We start from the raw sequence: 17352 nt of genomic DNA, 5'->3' as shown, positions 1-17352 counted from the left end.
AAGGCAAAACGAACAAGTAACCATTTAACAAAGCACATTTATGAATAGTATGACATTTAAAAAAGATCTGATCGGAGTTCAAAACGATTTATTACGCTTTGCGTACAAGCTCACCTCCGACCGCGAAGAAGCCAACGACCTTCTTCAAGAAACATCACTCAAGGCTTTGGATAATGAAGATAAATACATGCCCGATACTAATTTCAAAGGTTGGATATATACGATCATGCGCAACATCTTTATTAACAATTATCGTAAAGTAGTGCGCGACCAGACATTTGTGGACCAGACGGACAATCTTTACCACCTGAACCTGCCGCGCGACACAGCATTCGAGAACACAGAAAGCGCATATGACCTGAAAGAGATGCACCGTATCGTCAATTCACTGCCACGCGAATACAAAGTACCGTTCTCCATGCATGTTTCCGGTTTTAAATACCGCGAAATAGCCGAGAAGCTGGGACTCCCACTGGGAACTGTAAAGAGCCGTATCTTCTTTACCCGCCAAAAATTACAACAAGAACTGAAAGATTTTGTTTAGTCAACATTCTATATAAAATCATCCCATGGGGTAAATATATCTGCCTCATGGGATGATTCTTTTTGTCCCGTAAGATGTTTCATGTGCCTTACGGGACAAAATCATTTGCATAGGGAGACAAATCATAAGCCAACCGCAAATTACAGGGTTCACCCGCCAAACGCCGTCAACAGGGCATAATGAAAGGTGAAGGGGATACGGACAAACATCGTTTTATTCAAAAACGCACTATCTGTTCGGGGCAAACACACCATATATTCCCATTAAACAGATGATGCATTTCCTGCCAACAGACCATGTGTTTACTCGGGAAGCACACAATACCTCCACCAAACAAGCAACATAACACATTGTTCATTTTCAATAGAATAAGTAATCAACAAGCTGTTGAAAACTTCTAAATAAGATTTTAGTTAAAACATTGTGGGGAATTGTGGGGAAATGTGTACTTTTACCGTCGCTTATTATAATAAGGTGAAAATGATACGCTTTTTAGGCAATATTGAAGCAAAGACGGATACAAAGGGACGTGTATTTATCCCTGCCGGCTTTCGGAAACAGTTGCAGGCTGCTTCCGAGGAGAGACTCGTATTGCGTAAAGATGTATTTCAGGACTGCCTGATACTCTACCCCGAAAGCGTCTGGTTCAAAACGCAAAACCAACTCCGGCAGCGGCTGAACAAATGGAATGCGAAACACCAACAAATTTTCCGACAGTTTGTAAGCGATGCGGAAATCATGATTCCCGACGGGAACGGACGCATCCTGCTACCTAAACGCTACTTGCAAATGGCAGGCATACAAAGCGAGGTACGCTTTATCGGCGTGGACAACACCATCGAAATATGGGCGAAAGAAAAGGCTGAACAGCCCTTTATGAACCCGGAAGAATTCAGCGAAGCGCTGCAAGATATTTTAGGAGAGGAAAACCTGGGAGAGGAAGAAGCAGAGACAAGCGATAAGAGCGTAGAGTAATAGAACGATTGTAATGAAAGAAAAATGAAAGAAGAAACGACATATCATATTCCGGTACTGTTGATGCCAAGCGTTGACGGAATGAATATCCGTCCGGACGGAACGTATGTAGACGTGACATTCGGAGGAGGCGGCCATTCCCGCGAGATACTCTCCCGCCTGGGAGACGGTGGAAGACTGCTTGGTTTCGACCAGGATGAAGATGCCGAACGGAACATCGTAAACGATCCGCACTTCACTTTTGTACGCAGCAACTTCCGGTATCTGCATAACTTCCTGCGTTATCATGGCATCGAGCAGGTAGATGCCGTACTCGCCGACCTCGGTGTGTCGTCACATCATTTCGACGATAGCGAACGGGGGTTCTCGTTCCGTTTTGACGGCGCCCTCGATATGCGGATGAACAAGCGTGCCGGACTCACAGCCGCCGACATCGTAAATACATACGATGAAGAACGCCTTGCCGACATTTTCTATCTGTATGGAGAATTGAAGAACAGTCGCAAGCTGGCATCCGTTATTGTCAAGGCACGTGCCGCTCAAAAGATTGGCACCATCGGGGAATTTCTGGAAATTATCAAGCCCCTCTTCGGACGTGAAAGAGAAAAGAAAGAGCTTGCCAAAGTGTTTCAGGCGTTGCGCATCGAAGTCAACCGGGAAATGGAAGCGTTGAAAGAGATGTTATATGCAGCCACGGAAGCATTAAAGCCGGGTGGAAGGCTAGTGGTAATCACCTATCATTCGCTGGAAGACCGCATGGTGAAAAACATCATGAAGACCGGCAACATAGAGGGCAAGGCGGAAAAAGACTTCTTCGGAAACGTACAGACGCCTTTCCGTCTGGTAAACAATAAAGTGATTGTTCCGGATAACGATGAAATAGAACGCAACCCGCGCTCGCGAAGCGCCAAGCTGAGGATTGCGGAAAAACTGTAAGAATGAGGGAAGCGATAAGGCTGTAAAGAGATAGAACGATGAATGAAACAAATAATAAACAAGAGGAGCAAAAAGGCGAAAAGGTGAAAAGACGGACTTCGCTAAAGAACATTATAGGCGGTGATATTCTGGCTACGGACTTTTTCCGCCGTCAGACGAGGCTGCTTGTCCTCATCATGGTTCTTATTCTGTTCTATATCCATAACCGTTACGCCTGCCAGCAGCAGATGATAGAGATAGACAAGCTCAAGAAAGAACTGATAGATATAAAATACGATGCCCTGACACGCAGTTCCGAACTGATGGAACGGAGCCGTCAATCGCGTATCGAGGAATACATCGCAACGAAAGAGAGCGATTTGCAGACTTCGACCAATCCGCCGTACTTAATCAAATAAGTACGGATAATGGTAAGCAAACCGATAAACAAGTAAACTGTAATATAGTATAATAGTAAATCGAAACAACCTTGGCAGTAAACAAGAAAAATATAATGACCCGCTACTTCTTCGTAGTCCTCGTCATGGGACTGATAGGAGTAGCTATTATCGTAAAAGGTACTGTCATCATGTTTGCCGAACGTCAGTACTGGCAAGATGTTGCCGACCGCTTTGTAAAGGAGAATGTTAGGGTGAAGCCCAACCGCGGCAATATCCTTTCATCGGATGGTAAATTAATGGCGAGCTCCCTACCGGAGTACCGTATTTACATGGACTTCAAAGCGGGTGGAGAGAAGAAAGACACCATGCTTATGAATCATCTGAGAGAAATCTGCGAAGGATTGCACCGGATATTCCCCGATAAAAGTGCCGCCGAATTTAAAAGACATCTGTTAAGAGGACGCAAAAAGGGTAGCCGCAATTACCTGATTTACCCGAAACGTATCTCCTATATCCAGTACAAAGAAGTTAAAAGACTGCCGGTATTCAAACTAAACAAATATAAAGGAGGCTTCCATGAACAGCCTTTCAACCAACGTAAGAAACCTTTCGGTTCTCTGGCGGCACGTACACTCGGCGACCTCTATGCCGATACAGCGCAAGGAGCCAAAAACGGTATCGAGCTTGCCTTTGATACGCTGCTGAAAGGACGCGACGGTATCACTCATCGCCAGAAGGTGATGAACAAATACCTGAATATCGTGGACATTGCTCCCGTAGACGGCTGCGACATCATTTCCACCATCGACGTAGGTATGCAGGATATTTGCGAGAAAGCACTGATAGACAAGCTGAAAGAGATAAACGCCAGTGTGGGCGTTGCCGTATTGATGGAAGTGCAGACCGGAGAAGTAAAAGCCATTGTCAACATGATGAAAGCGGGCGACGGCAACTATTACGAAATGCGTAATAACGCCATCAGCGATATGCTGGAACCGGGTTCCACATTCAAGACAGCCTCTATCATGGTAGCCCTTGAAGACGGAAAGATTACTCCTCATACGGAAGTCGACACAGGCAACGGCGTCATGATGATGCACGGCCGCCCGATGAAAGACCATAACTGGCATCGGGGCGGATATGGCAAGATTGATGTGACACGTATTCTGGAAGTATCATCCAATATCGGCGTTTCATATCTTATCGACAAGCACTACAGCGACAATCCGCAGAAGTTCGTAGACGGATTGAAGCGTATCGGTATAGACCGCCCGCTCCACCTGCAAATAGCCGGAGAGGGCAAACCTAACATCCGCGGTCCGAAAGAACGGTATTTTGCCAAGACCACGTTACCCTGGATGAGTATAGGATATGAAACGCAGGTACCGCCACTGAACATACTGACTTTCTATAATGCCATTGCCAACAACGGTACAATGGTGCGCCCTAAATTCGTAAAAGCGGCAGTGAAAGACGGTGAGGTTGTCCGTGACTTTCCTACGGAAGTTATCAATCCGAAGATTTGCTCGGACAATACGCTGACACAGATACGGGAGATTCTGCGCAAAGTAGTTGCCGAAGGTTTGGCCAAACCCGCCGGAAGCAAACAGTTTGCCGTAGCCGGCAAGACGGGTACGGCGCAGATTTCGCAAGGTGCCGCCGGTTATAAGGCGGGACGGGTAAATTATCTCGTCAGTTTCTGCGGATACTTCCCGGCAGAGGCTCCCAAATACAGTTGCATCGTTTCCATACAGAAGCCTGGACTTCCGGCATCGGGCGGTTTGATGGCGGGTAGCGTATTCAGCAAGATTGCAGAAAGGGTATATGCCAAGAATCTGCGGTTCGATATACGCAGTGCGATAGACAGCACCACCAATGTAATTCCTGCGGTAAAAGCCGGGGAGATGAACGAGGCATTATGCGTGCTCAACACATTGGATGTTCCGGTGCAGAAACAGTTTGAGGTAGAAAACAAGAGAGAGTTGTGGGGACACAGCCAGGCTGCCCCGTCCGCCGTTATCCTGCAAAATCAGAAAGTTTCTGACGGCATAGTTCCCAGCGTAGTGGGCATGGGGGCCAAGGATGCTGTTTATCTGCTGGAAAGCAAAGGACTTAGAGTACGCCTCAACGGCATCGGCAAGGTAAGAAACCAGTCCATCGCAGGCGGAAGCCGATTGATAAAAGGACAGACAATAGCCTTGACATTACGTTAATATAAGAATATACATTATTATATAATAAGGAATGAAATTAAGCGAACTATTAAAAGCGATACAACCGGTACAAATTATCGGCAGTACGGAGAAAGATATAACAGGAGTGAATATCGACTCCCGTTTAGTTGCGGCCGGACATTTGTTTATGGCAATGCGCGGTACGCAGACCGACGGTCACGCATATATCCCTACCGCCATTGAAAAAGGCGCTATAGCCGTACTGTGCGAAGACATGCCGGAGGAAACAAATCCTGATGTTACATATATCCAAGTAAAAGACAGCGAGAATGCGGTGGGTAAGGTTGCCACCACTTTCTACGGTGATCCCACTTCCAAAATGGAGCTGGTGGGCGTAACCGGCACTAATGGCAAAACAACCATTGCCACCTTATTATATAATACATTCCGTTATTTCGGATATAAAGTCGGACTGATTTCCACGGTATGCAACTACATTGACGACCGCCCCGTGCCGACCGAGCATACCACCCCCGACCCGATTACCCTTAACCGCCTGCTGGGTGAGATGGCAGACTCCGGATGCAAATACGCATTCATGGAAGTCAGCTCCCACTCTATCGCACAACAGCGTATCAGCGGTTTGAAGTTTGCCGGCGGCATCTTCACCAATCTTACGCGCGACCACCTGGATTATCACAAGACTGTCGAAAACTACCTCAAAGCAAAAAAGAAGTTCTTCGACGACATGCCTAAGAACGCGTTCAGCCTGACCAATCTGGACGACAAGAACGGGCTGGTCATGACCCAGAACACACGTTCGAGCGTATATACGTATTCATTGAGAAGCCTCAGCGATTTCAAGGGAAAAGTATTGGAGTCTCATTTTGAAGGCATGCTGCTCGACTTCAACAACCATGAGCTGGCCGTACGCTTTATCGGCAAGTTCAATGCTTCCAACCTTCTTGCCGTATTCGGCGCAGCCGTACTGTTGGGAAAGAAAGAAGAAGATGTGCTCGTTGCCCTCAGCACTTTGCACCCTGTAGCAGGCAGATTCGACTCTATCCGCTCTCCGAAGGGCATTACCGCCATTGTGGATTATGCCCATACTCCGGATGCGTTGGTGAATGTGCTGAATGCCATCCACGGCGTACTGGAAGGCAAAGGCAAAGTGATTACCGTAGTCGGCGCAGGCGGCAACCGTGATAAAGGGAAACGTCCTATCATGGCTAAAGAGTCCGCCCGTTTGAGCGACCGTGTTATCATCACTTCCGACAATCCCCGCTTTGAAGAGCCGCAAGATATCATCAACGATATGCTGGCAGGGTTGGATAAGGACGATTTGCAGAAGACAATCAGTATCACCGATAGAAAAGAAGCCATAAAGACCGCCTGCATGCTGGCGCAACCGGGAGATGTCATTCTCGTAGCCGGTAAAGGACATGAAAATTATCAGGAGATAAAAGGAGTGAAGCATCATTTCGATGACAAAGAGGAACTAAAGGCGATAATGTTTTAAAGTGATAAAGTAAGAAATTATGTTATACTACTTATTCCAATGGTTAGATAAATACGACTTCCCCGGTGCGGGTATGTTCGGCTATACATCTTTCAGGGCATTGATGGCTATCATCCTGGCATTGCTCATTTCGAGCATCTGGGGTGACAAGTTCATCGACCTGCTGAAACGCAAACAGATTACCGAGACGCAACGGGATGCCAACATCGACCCGTTCGGCGTAAACAAGGTGGGCGTACCGAGCATGGGCGGAGTAATCATTATCTTTGCCATTCTGATTCCCTGCCTGTTGCTGGGCAAACTGAATAATATCTATATGATTCTGATGCTTATCACCACTGTGTGGTTAGGTTCATTAGGGTTTGCCGACGATTACATCAAGATATTCAAGAAAGACAAGGAAGGCCTGCACGGTAAGTTCAAGATTATCGGCCAGGTAGGCTTGGGACTCATTGTAGGGCTTACCCTGTATCTCAGTCCGCAGGTCGTTATCCGTGAAAACATCGAGGTAGAGAAACCGGGACAAGGCATCGAGGTAGTACATGCCGCCAAAGAAATCAAGGCTACACAGACTACCATCCCTTTCTTCAAGAGCAACAACCTTGACTATGCCGACCTCGTGTCTTTCATGGGAGAACACGCACAAACGGCGGGCTGGATACTGTTCGTACTCGTCACCATATTCGTAGTAACCGCCGTTTCCAACGGCGCCAACCTGAATGACGGCATGGACGGCATGGCAGCGGGCAACTCCGCCATTATCGGTCTGACACTGGGCATACTGGCATACGTATCCAGCCATATCGAATATGCCGGTTATCTGAACATCATGTACATACCGGGTTCGGAAGAGCTGGTAATCTTTATCTGCGCTTTCATCGGTGCACTTATCGGCTTCCTCTGGTACAACGCCTACCCGGCACAGGTATTCATGGGCGATACAGGCAGTCTGACCATCGGCGGCATCATTGCCGTATACGCCATTATCATCCATAAAGAGCTGCTGATACCTATCCTATGCGGCATATTCCTTGTAGAGAACCTGTCGGTAATTCTGCAACGGGTATACTACAAAGCCGGCAAACGGAAAGGGGTAAAACAGCGTCTCTTCAAACGGACGCCGATACACGACCACTTCCGCACCGGCATGAACCTGATAGAGCCCGGTTGCAAAGTGGTATTTACCCAACCGGCACAATTGTTCCATGAATCAAAGATTACCGTCCGCTTCTGGATCGTAACCATAGTACTGGCAGCAATAACAATTATAACGTTAAAGATAAGATAACAACCCAATGAAGAATCATGAATGAAAAATGAAGAGTTACCGATACAGCACATCACAATATGCAGCCGGATTCTTCATTCATCATTCTCCATTCTTAATTATAATAGTATATGAGTAGAATTGTAGTTTTAGGAGCAGGCGAAAGCGGCGCGGGAGCTGCCGTACTTGCCAAGGTGAAAGGTTTCGACACGTTCGTATCCGACATGTCTGCCATTAAAGACAAATACAAGGAACTGCTGAACAAACATGGCATTGCCTGGGAGGAAGGACAGCACACGGAAGAGCTGATACTGAATGCCGATGAAGTGGTAAAAAGTCCCGGCATCCCCAACGACGCTCCGCTGATTCTGAAATTGAAAGAAAAAGGCATCTCCATCATCTCCGAGATAGAGTTCGCCGGACGTTATACAAACGCCAAAATGATTTGCATCACCGGTTCTAACGGCAAGACTACCACCACCTCGCTCATTTACCACATCTTCAAGAGTGCGGGACTGAATGTAGGGCTGGCAGGCAACATCGGCAACAGCCTTGCCTTGCAGGTGGCCATGGAGAAGCACGACTATTATGTTATCGAACTCAGCTCCTTCCAATTGGACAATATGTATAAGTTCCGCGCCAATATCGCCGTTCTGATGAACATTACCCCTGACCATCTGGACAGATACGATCACTGCATGCAGAAATATGTGGATGCCAAATTCCGCATCACGCAAAACCAGACTCCGGAAGATGCTTTCATCTACTGGAACGACGACCCCATCATCCGCAGAGAGCTGGAAAAGCACGGCTTAAAAGCCCATCCCTATCCTTTCGCCGCCGTAAAGGAAGACGGCGCCATCGCTTATGTGGAAGACGGTGAAGTGGAAATCAACGAACCGATTGCTTTCAATATGGAGCAGGAAGAACTTGCCCTGCGAGGAACCCACAACCTGTATAACTCATTGGCTGCCGGCATTTCCGCCAACCTTGCAGGTATCCGCAAAGAAGATATCCGCAAAGCCTTGTCCGACTTCAAAGGTGTAGAACACCGTCTGGAAAAGGTAGCGACCGTACGTGGCGTCCAATTCATAAACGATTCCAAAGCAACCAATGTCAATTCCTGCTGGTACGCCCTGCAAAGCATGACAACCAAAACCGTGCTTATCCTCGGCGGCAAAGACAAGGGGAATGACTATACCGAAATAGAGGATTTGGTACGTAGCAAATGCTCCGCGCTGGTCTACCTGGGACTGCACAATGAAAAGCTGCACGGCTTTTTCGACCGCCTCGGTCTGCCGGTGGCCGATGTGCAGACCGGCATGAAAGACGCGGTAGACGCCGCTTTCAAATTAGCCCGGAAAGGCGAAACAGTATTATTGAGTCCCTGTTGCGCTTCCTTCGACCTCTTCAAGAGCTATGAAGACCGGGGCGACCAATTCAAGAAATACGTAAGAGAGTTATAAATGGATTTATTAAAAAGCATATTCAAAGGAGACAAAGTAATCTGGATTATTTTCCTCTTCCTCTGCCTCATCTCCATTACAGAGGTGTTCAGTGCTGCCAGTACGCTTACCTATAAGAGCGGCGACCATTGGGGGCCCATCACCCAACACAGCATTATCCTGATGGTAGGTGCTGTGATTGTGGTCCTTATGCACAACATCCCCTATAAATGGTTTCAGGTATTCCCTGTCTTCCTGTTGCCGGCTTCCGCAATACTGCTGATACTGGTCATGATGATGGAACGTATCAACGGGGCGGCGCGCTGGATGACGTTCATGGGCATACAGTTCCAGCCCTCGGAGATAGCCAAAATGGCGGTTATCATAGTCACGGCTTTCATCCTGTCCAAAGGGCAGGATGAGGACGGCGCCAATCCGAAGGCTTTCAAGCGGATTATGATAATAACCGGAGTTATCTGCCTGCTCATTGCTCCGGAGAACTTGTCCACGGCGGCATTGCTGTTCGGGGTAGTCTTTCTGATGATGTTCATAGGGCGTGTCTCTGCAAAACGCCTGTTGATGCTGATTGGCAGCCTGGCATCGGTAGGTATTGTTGCCGTAACTTTCCTGCTGATGACAAAGAACAGCGACATACCTTTCCTGCACCGGTTCGACACGTGGCGTGCCCGTATCGAGAAGTTTACGAGTGACGAGGTAGTGCCTGCCGCAAAATTCGATATAGACAAAGACGCCCAGATAGCCCACGCACGTATCGCCGTCGCCACCAGCAATGTCATCGGCAAGGGACCGGGCAACTCCGTACAGCGTGACTTCCTGAGCCAGGCATTCTCCGACTTCATCTTTGCCATTATCATCGAGGAACTCGGACTGGTAGGAGGCGTCATAGTCGTATTCCTCTACATCTGTCTGTTGATACGTGTAGGACGTATCGCAAAGAAATGCGACCGCACCTTCCCCGCCTTCCTCATCATCGGCATAGCCCTGCTGCTGGTGTCGCAAGCCATCTTCAACATGATGGTGGCCGTGGGACTGGCTCCCGTAACCGGGCAACCGCTGCCGCTTATCAGCAAAGGAGGTACTTCGACGTTGATAAACTGCGCCTATATCGGCATGATACTGAGTGTGAGCCGATATACCGCCAAGCTGGAAGAACAGAGAGCGCACGATGCCCAAATCACCATGCAGGTGGAAACCGGCAACGGGAACGAAAGCACCTACAGCGAAGCGCAAAGCGCTGCCGAGCCGACAGCCAAGATGCTGAACAGCGATGCCGAATTTGAATAAGATTAATTATCAGTAGTAGCAAGTAGATAAACTCAGATATGGAAACAAAGAACAACAAGCCGCGCATTATCATCAGCGGTGGCGGTACGGGCGGACACATTTTCCCGGCCGTATCCATTGCCAACGCGATTAAGGAATTGCGTCCTGATGCAGAAATCCTGTTCGTAGGTGCAGAAGGCCGCATGGAAATGCAGCGTGTACCCGATGCCGGCTACAAGATTATCGGCCTGCCCGTGGCGGGCTTCGACCGCAAGCACTTGTGGAAGAACTTTGCCGTATTGGTGAAACTGGCACGCAGCCAATGGAAAGCGCGCAGCATCATCAAGCAATTCCATCCGCAGGTGGCAGTAGGCGTAGGCGGCTATGCCAGCGGCCCTACCCTGAAAACGGCGGGAATGATGGGAGTGCCTACCCTGATACAAGAGCAGAACTCCTATGCAGGTGTCACCAACAAGCTGCTTGCCAAGAAAGCCTGCAAGATATGCGTTGCCTACGAAGGCATGGAAAAGTTCTTCCCTGCAGAGAAGATTATCATGACCGGCAACCCCGTCCGCCAGAACTTGCTCGGACATGCCGTTGCGCACGAAGAAGCCGTAAGCTACTTCAGCCTGAACCCGTCCAAAAAGACTATCCTGATACTGGGCGGCAGCCTCGGGGCACGCACCATTAACCGCACCCTGACCGCCGGCCTTGACGTCATCCGGCAGAACTCCGACATACAGTTCATCTGGCAGACCGGCAAAATATACATCGACCAGGTAAGGGACGCCATCACCGCGGTAACCGGTGAAGCCGTACACCACCCGCACATCAATGCCATACCCAACCTGTATGTGACGGATTTCATCAAAGACATGGCGAAGGCCTATGCGGCTGCCGATTTGGTAATCTCCCGTGCCGGCGCTGGCTCCATTTCGGAATTCTGCCTGCTTCACAAGCCTGTAATCCTTGTCCCCTCGCCCAATGTGGCAGAAGACCACCAGACCAAGAACGCACTGGCGCTCGTCGATAAAGACGCCGCCATCTACGTAAAGGACGCGGAAGCCGAAGAGAAACTCCTGCCCGCAGCACTGGATACGGTAAAAGACAGTGATAAACTGAAAGAATTGAGCAACAACATCGCCCGATTGGCATTGCCCGACTCGGCAACCGTCATCGCCAAAGAGGTGCTGAAACTTATTAAATGACAAGTACATGAATATAGAAACCATAAAATCCGTTTATTTCGTCGGTGCCGGCGGCATCGGCATGAGCGCACTGATACGCTATTTTCTATCCAAAGGCAAGTTCGTGGCGGGATATGACCGTACGCCGAGCGAACTGACCGGGCATCTCATTGCAGAAGGTGCACAAATACATTATGAGGAAAACACCGGTCTCATCCCTGAAAATTGCAAGGATAAGGAAAGCACACTGGTGGTGTACACCCCTGCCATTCCTCAGGAACATGCCGAACTGGTCTATTTCCGGGAGAATGGTTTCGAGATACATAAACGTTCCCAGGTATTGGGCACGATTACCCGCAGCAGCAAAGGACTCTGCGTTGCCGGTACGCATGGCAAGACCACCACAAGTACAATGGCGGCGCATCTCTTCCACCAGTCGCATGTGGGCTGCACGGCTTTTCTCGGAGGCATCTCCAAGAACTACGGAACAAACCTGCTCTTATCTCCGACCAGTCCGTACACCGTAATCGAAGCCGACGAGTTCGACCGTTCGTTCCACTGGCTTTCTCCCTATATGAGCGTTATCACCTCTACCGACCCCGACCATTTGGACATATACGGCACGCGCGAGGCTTATCTTGAAAGCTTCCGCCACTACACCACCCTTATCCAACCGGGAGGGGCACTGATTATCCGGAAGGGACTTGCCTTGCAGCCGGATGTACAGCCGGGCGTAAGAACTTATACCTACTCCCGCGACGAAGGAGACTTCCATGCCGAGAACATCCGCATCGGAAACGGTGAAATCGTCATCGACTTCATTGCTCCGGACACCCGCATCAACGATATCCGGCTCGGTGTACCTATCGGCATCAACATAGAGAACGGCGTGGCAGCCATGGCGCTTGCACACCTGAACGGGGTCACCGATGAGGAAATCAGACAGGGAATGGCCAGTTTCCGCGGCGTAGACCGCCGTTTCGACTTCAAGATAAAGACGGACAGACTCGTATTCCTCAGCGACTACGCCCATCATCCCGCCGAAATCGCGCAAAGCGTGAAGTCTATCCGCGAACTTTACCGGGACAAGAAGATAACGGCTATCTTCCAACCCCATCTCTATACCCGTACCAGAGACTTCTACAAAGACTTTGCAGACAGCCTCTCGCTACTGGACGAAGTGATTCTGACAGAGATATACCCTGCCCGCGAACAACCCATTCCCGGTGTCAGCAGCCAACTCATATACGACAACCTGCGCCCGGGCATCGAAAAGTGTATATGCAGGAAGGAAGACATTCCCGACCTGCTCTCGAAGAAACCGGTTGAAGTGCTGATAGTGCTGGGAGCCGGAGACCTGGACAACTATGTACCTTCCATAGCCCGGCTGCTCGAACAGCGCAGCAAAGCGTAAACCGTAAAACAGTAAACAGCAAATAAGCCTATGATTAAAAGGATTCTACTTTCTATCGTCCTGTTGCTCGTCCTTGTCTACCTGATAGTGGCCGTTACCGCTTTCAACCGGAAGCCGGCGGGTCAAGTGTGCCGTGATGTGGAGCTGGTTATCAAAGACACGGTATATGCCGGCTTCATCACGAAAAAGGAAGTAGCCGCCATGCTCGAAAAGAAAGGCGTCAGTCCCATAGGCAAGCACTTGGACCGTATCCGCACCAAAACGTTGGAGCAGGCGCTCTCCAAGCATCCGCTCATCGACGAAGTGGAATGTTACAAGACGCCGAGCGGCAAACTCTGTATCGAAGTAACCCAGCGCATCCCTATCCTGAGGATAATGAGCGCCAACGGCGAGAACTACTATTTGGACAATAAGGGCACGGTAATGCCGCCCGATGCAAAGTGCGTTGCGCACCGTGCCATTGTGACCGGAAACGTAGAAAAGTCGTTTGCCATGAGGGATTTATATAAGTTTGGTGTATTTTTGCAAAAGAATTCGTTCTGGAACGCGCAAATCGAGCAGATTCATGTATTGCCCGACAAAAACATAGAGCTGGTACCGCGCGTAGGCGACCATGTCATCTACCTCGGTAAACTGGACGACTTCGAACGGAAGCTGAAACGGGTAAAGGTATTCTACGAAAAAGGATTGAACAAGGTAGGCTGGAACAAATATTCCCGTATCAGTGTTGAGTTTGGTAACCAGATTATCTGCACGAAAAGAGAATAGTTACCGCGCAGCAAATAGTAGACAGTAAATAGTAAAATAGTAAATAAAACAGTTATGGCAACAACAGATTTCATCGCCGCTATTGAGTTGAGTTCTTCCAAGATTTCCGGTATCGCAGGAAAGAAGAACAGTGACGGAAGCATTCAGGTGTTGGCCTATGCACGCGAAGATGCGTCCTCGTTTATCCACAAGGGGGTCATCTACAACATCGACAAGACAGCACAGGCATTGGCTTCCATCACCAACAAGCTGGAAAACCAGCTCAACAACTCCATTGCCAAAGTATATGTAGGCATCGGCGGACAGTCATTGCGCACAGTAAAAAACGCGGTGAGTCGTACACTGGACGAAGAAGGCATCATCTCGCAAGAGCTGGTAGACTCCATCTGTGACGAGAACCTTGAAGTGCCGTTGGCAGACATGAGTGTACTGGATGTGGCCCCCCAAGAATACAAGATAGACAATACCCTGCAAGCCGACCCGGTGGGCGTGGCAGGCCAGCACATCACAGGACAGTTCCTCAACATCGTGGCACGCGCCTCACTCAAGAAGAACCTGGAACACAGCTTCGAGCAGGCAAAGGTGGAGATAGCCGACCTGCTTATCGCTCCGATAGCGTTGGCAAACGCCGTTTTAACGGAAAACGAGATGCGTTCGGGCTGTGCACTGGTGGACTTCGGCGCCGATACCACCACCATTTCAGTCTACAAGAACAATATTCTCCGTTACCTGAGCGTATTGCCGCTGGGTGGCAACACCATTACCCGTGACATCACGTCCCTGCAGATGGAAGAGCAGGATGCCGAAAAGCTGAAACTGCAATACGGCAACGCCCTCTACGAGGAAGAGGAAGAGAGCGAGACACCCGCCGTATGTGCACTGGAAGACGGACGCGCCATTGAGCTGGCCACGCTGAACAACATCATCGGAGCACGCTCCGAAGAAATCCTTGCCAACGTATGGAACCAGTTGCAGCTCTCCGGTTATGAGGATAAGTTGTTCTCCGGAGTCGTATTCACCGGAGGCGGAGCAAACCTGAAGAATATCGAGGAAGCTTTCCGCAAGCAAAGCAAAATAGAGAAAGTAAAGACGATGCGCTTCGTGCATGATACCGTTCACGGATTCAGTGACGTACTGACCAAGGACGGTATGCAGAATACCTTGCTCGGCCTTCTTGCCGCAGGCAACGAAAACTGCTGCCTGCAGGAGGTGAAACCGATCCTTGAAAAGCCCAACGACCCGAATGACACACAAACTGTCATCGGATTTGATACAGGTAAAGATACGGTCAAAGAAGCCCCCAAGAAGCCCGAACCTTCCAAACCCACGTCGGGCACCAAAACCGGTACAGGTACGAAGAAACCCGGCAATACAAAACCAAACAGGTTTTGGGGGCTCTTCGATAAAATTCAGGAAGAAATTCTAGGAGATGGAGAGAAAATGTAACATAAGTTTTAACAACAGAATAAACTATTACTCATGGACGATATAGCACAATTCGATTTTCCGACCGATTCACCGAAAATCATCAAAGTTATCGGTGTAGGTGGCGGTGGCGGTAATGCCGTAAACCACATGTACCGGGAAGGCATACATGATGTCGCTTTCGTTGTCTGCAACACCGACCGCAAAGCATTGGAAGAATCTCCGGTTCCAGTTAAACTGCAACTGGGGCACGAAGGATTAGGAGCCGGAAACCGCCCCGCGAAAGCGAAAGAAGCGACCGAAGAAAGCATAAACGAAGTGCAAGGGATGTTGAACGATGGTACGAAAATGGTCTTCATCACTGCCGGTATGGGTGGTGGTACAGGTACCGGTGCAGCTCCTACCATTGCCCGGATTGCCAAAGAAATGGACATACTGACTGTTGGTATCGTTACTATTCCTTTCCGTTGGGAAGGAGACAAGAAGATAGACCAAGCATTAGACGGTGTGGAAGAAATCAGTAAACACGTAGATGCGTTGCTTGTCATCAACAATGAAAAACTGGGTGAAATCTATCCAGACCTCTCCGTAACCAGCGCATTTGCCAAAGCAAACGACACCTTGCTGATTGCAGCCAAGAGCATTGCTGAAATCATCACTATGCGAGGCATCATCAACCTCGACTTCAACGATGTAAAAACAGTCATGAAAGATGGTGGGGTAGCTATTATGAGTACCGGTTACGGCGAAGGCGAAAGCCGAGTCAGCGAAGCCATCAAGAATGCACAGCATTCTCCGTTGCTGAACAATAACGACATCTTCAACTCTAAGAAAGTACTGCTTAATATCTCCTACAGTCCCGACCATGAACTGATGATGAGCGAAATGGATGAAATAAAAGACTTTATGAACCGCTTCAACCGCGACTTCGAAACCAAATTTGGTATGGCGGAAGACCCGGAACTGGAGCAAAAGGTCAAGATTACCCTGCTTGCCACCGGCTTCGGCATCCAGGACATCCACATGAAAGAGATGGACGACCGCATCACCCAGCGTACCGCAGAAGAGCAGAAGCGCCTTGCCGAACTGGAGGAAGAGGAAGAGCAAAGACGCTCACGCCGCGAAACCTATTACGGAAAGGATGCCAACACCAAGTATCAGCGTCTGCGCCGCCGGCATATCTATATCTTCAACCCCGAAGACTTGGACAACGCCGACATCATCAGCATGGTGGAGAACTCCCCTACCTACCAGCGCGACAAGAGTACCCTGGCGGCAATCAAGGTCAAGGCGGAAGAAGCCGGCATACTCGCCACCGAAGAAGCGCAGGAAGCGGAAAGCGGCGGCAACGGCATAATCACTTTCTAAACCGACTGCCGTTCCGGACTTCAGCCGGAAACAGTACATTGTAAACAGTAAAACAATAAAGAACAATATGGATTTATTTGAAAGAGTCAGCGAAGACATTAAAAACGCAATGAGAGCCAAAGACAAAGTAGCTTTGGAAACCCTGAGAAACATTAAGAAAGTATTCCTCGAAGCCAAGACCGCTCCGGGAGCCAATGATACCCTGACCGATGCCGACGCCCTGAAAATCATTCAGAAGTTGACAAAGCAAGGCAAGGACGCCGCCGAAATCTACGTACAACAAGGCCGCCAGGACCTTGCCGATGCAGAACTGGCGCAAGTAAAGGTTATGGAAGCATACCTGCCCAAGCAGATGTCTCCCGAAGAACTGGAAGCTGCCTTGAAGGAAATCATCGCCGAAACAGGCGCTACCAGCGGTAAGGATATGGGCAAGGTAATGGGCGTAGCCAGCAAGAAACTTGCCGGGCTTGCCGAAGGACGTGCCATCTCGGCCAAAGTAAAGGAATTGCTGGGATAAGCGTTCTGCCCAACCCAATACGTACAGAGCCGTACTTCAAGCTCCCCTCCGGTTGGAGAGCAGTTTGAAGTACGGCTTTTTATTGTTTCCATGCCTATGACACGCCCGTTTCCCCCGGAAGAAACGCCCGTTCCCTTTCATAGAAACGA

15 protein-coding genes are annotated in these 17352 nt (G+C 49.3%); all 15 read left to right on the top strand.

Translation table 11 applies throughout. The features are described from left to right. The first annotated feature begins 40 nt into the window (after positions 1-40). Positions 41-544, top strand: coding sequence for an RNA polymerase sigma factor (locus H8S52_RS04740; protein WP_005656120.1), 504 nt, complete (start codon positions 41-43; stop codon positions 542-544). Between the two features lie 480 nt (positions 545-1024). Further along, positions 1025-1519 carry a division/cell wall cluster transcriptional repressor MraZ gene (gene mraZ / locus H8S52_RS04735; protein ID WP_022103981.1) on the top strand — a complete coding sequence of 165 codons (495 nt, stop codon included), beginning with the start codon at positions 1025-1027 and terminating at the stop codon, positions 1517-1519. A gap of 24 nt (positions 1520-1543) precedes the next feature. Beyond that, positions 1544-2455, top strand: a complete 912-nt coding sequence (gene rsmH, locus H8S52_RS04730) for a 16S rRNA (cytosine(1402)-N(4))-methyltransferase RsmH (protein WP_016661088.1) — start codon at positions 1544-1546, stop codon at positions 2453-2455. Between the two features lie 38 nt (positions 2456-2493). Then, complete coding sequence (locus H8S52_RS04725; RefSeq protein ID WP_117906482.1) at positions 2494-2853, top strand: FtsL-like putative cell division protein; 360 nt, start codon at positions 2494-2496, stop codon at positions 2851-2853. A 95-nt stretch (positions 2854-2948) separates the two neighbouring features. After that, positions 2949-5048, top strand: a complete 2100-nt coding sequence (locus tag H8S52_RS04720; protein WP_186909396.1) for a penicillin-binding protein — start codon at positions 2949-2951, stop codon at positions 5046-5048. A 31-nt stretch (positions 5049-5079) separates the two neighbouring features. Then, complete coding sequence (locus tag H8S52_RS04715) at positions 5080-6528, top strand: UDP-N-acetylmuramoyl-L-alanyl-D-glutamate--2,6-diaminopimelate ligase (protein ID WP_186909384.1); 1449 nt, start codon at positions 5080-5082, stop codon at positions 6526-6528. A gap of 19 nt (positions 6529-6547) precedes the next feature. Further along, the gene (mraY, locus tag H8S52_RS04710) at positions 6548-7816 is read left to right on the top strand and encodes a phospho-N-acetylmuramoyl-pentapeptide-transferase (RefSeq protein WP_016661086.1); all 1269 of its coding nucleotides are present in this window, start codon (positions 6548-6550) and stop codon (positions 7814-7816) included. Positions 7817-7926: 110 nt separating this feature from the next. Next, positions 7927-9261 (top strand): UDP-N-acetylmuramoyl-L-alanine--D-glutamate ligase, encoded by a 1335-nt coding sequence (gene murD / locus H8S52_RS04705; protein WP_005656096.1) that lies wholly within the window; start codon positions 7927-7929, stop codon positions 9259-9261. Further along, on the top strand, positions 9262-10545 hold the full coding sequence (locus tag H8S52_RS04700) for an FtsW/RodA/SpoVE family cell cycle protein (RefSeq protein ID WP_117940906.1): 1284 nt from the start codon (positions 9262-9264) through the stop codon (positions 10543-10545). It begins immediately after the preceding gene. Positions 10546-10583: 38 nt separating this feature from the next. Beyond that, positions 10584-11732, top strand: a complete 1149-nt coding sequence (gene murG / locus H8S52_RS04695; RefSeq protein ID WP_186909383.1) for an undecaprenyldiphospho-muramoylpentapeptide beta-N-acetylglucosaminyltransferase — start codon at positions 10584-10586, stop codon at positions 11730-11732. A gap of 7 nt (positions 11733-11739) precedes the next feature. Continuing rightward, a complete protein-coding gene (gene murC, locus H8S52_RS04690) occupies positions 11740-13125 on the top strand; it encodes a UDP-N-acetylmuramate--L-alanine ligase (RefSeq protein WP_186909382.1) in 1386 nt (461 codons plus the stop codon). 30 nt (positions 13126-13155) lie between these two features. Further along, a complete protein-coding gene (locus H8S52_RS04685) occupies positions 13156-13893 on the top strand; it encodes a cell division protein FtsQ/DivIB (protein WP_186909381.1) in 738 nt (245 codons plus the stop codon). A gap of 54 nt (positions 13894-13947) precedes the next feature. Then, positions 13948-15339 carry a cell division protein FtsA gene (gene ftsA / locus H8S52_RS04680; protein WP_186909380.1) on the top strand — a complete coding sequence of 464 codons (1392 nt, stop codon included), beginning with the start codon at positions 13948-13950 and terminating at the stop codon, positions 15337-15339. 33 nt (positions 15340-15372) lie between these two features. Next, complete coding sequence (gene ftsZ / locus H8S52_RS04675; RefSeq protein ID WP_118086345.1) at positions 15373-16686, top strand: cell division protein FtsZ; 1314 nt, start codon at positions 15373-15375, stop codon at positions 16684-16686. 67 nt (positions 16687-16753) lie between these two features. Then, the gene (locus tag H8S52_RS04670) at positions 16754-17203 is read left to right on the top strand and encodes a GatB/YqeY domain-containing protein (RefSeq protein WP_005656086.1); all 450 of its coding nucleotides are present in this window, start codon (positions 16754-16756) and stop codon (positions 17201-17203) included. Positions 17204-17352 lie beyond the last annotated feature (149 nt).

It is taken from the genome of Bacteroides sp. NSJ-48 (assembly GCF_014287405.1).
Lineage (GTDB): Bacteria > Bacteroidota > Bacteroidia > Bacteroidales > Bacteroidaceae > Bacteroides > Bacteroides stercoris.
Note: the sequence above shows the minus strand (reverse complement) of the source record. Positions and strands in the feature narration are given on the sequence as shown.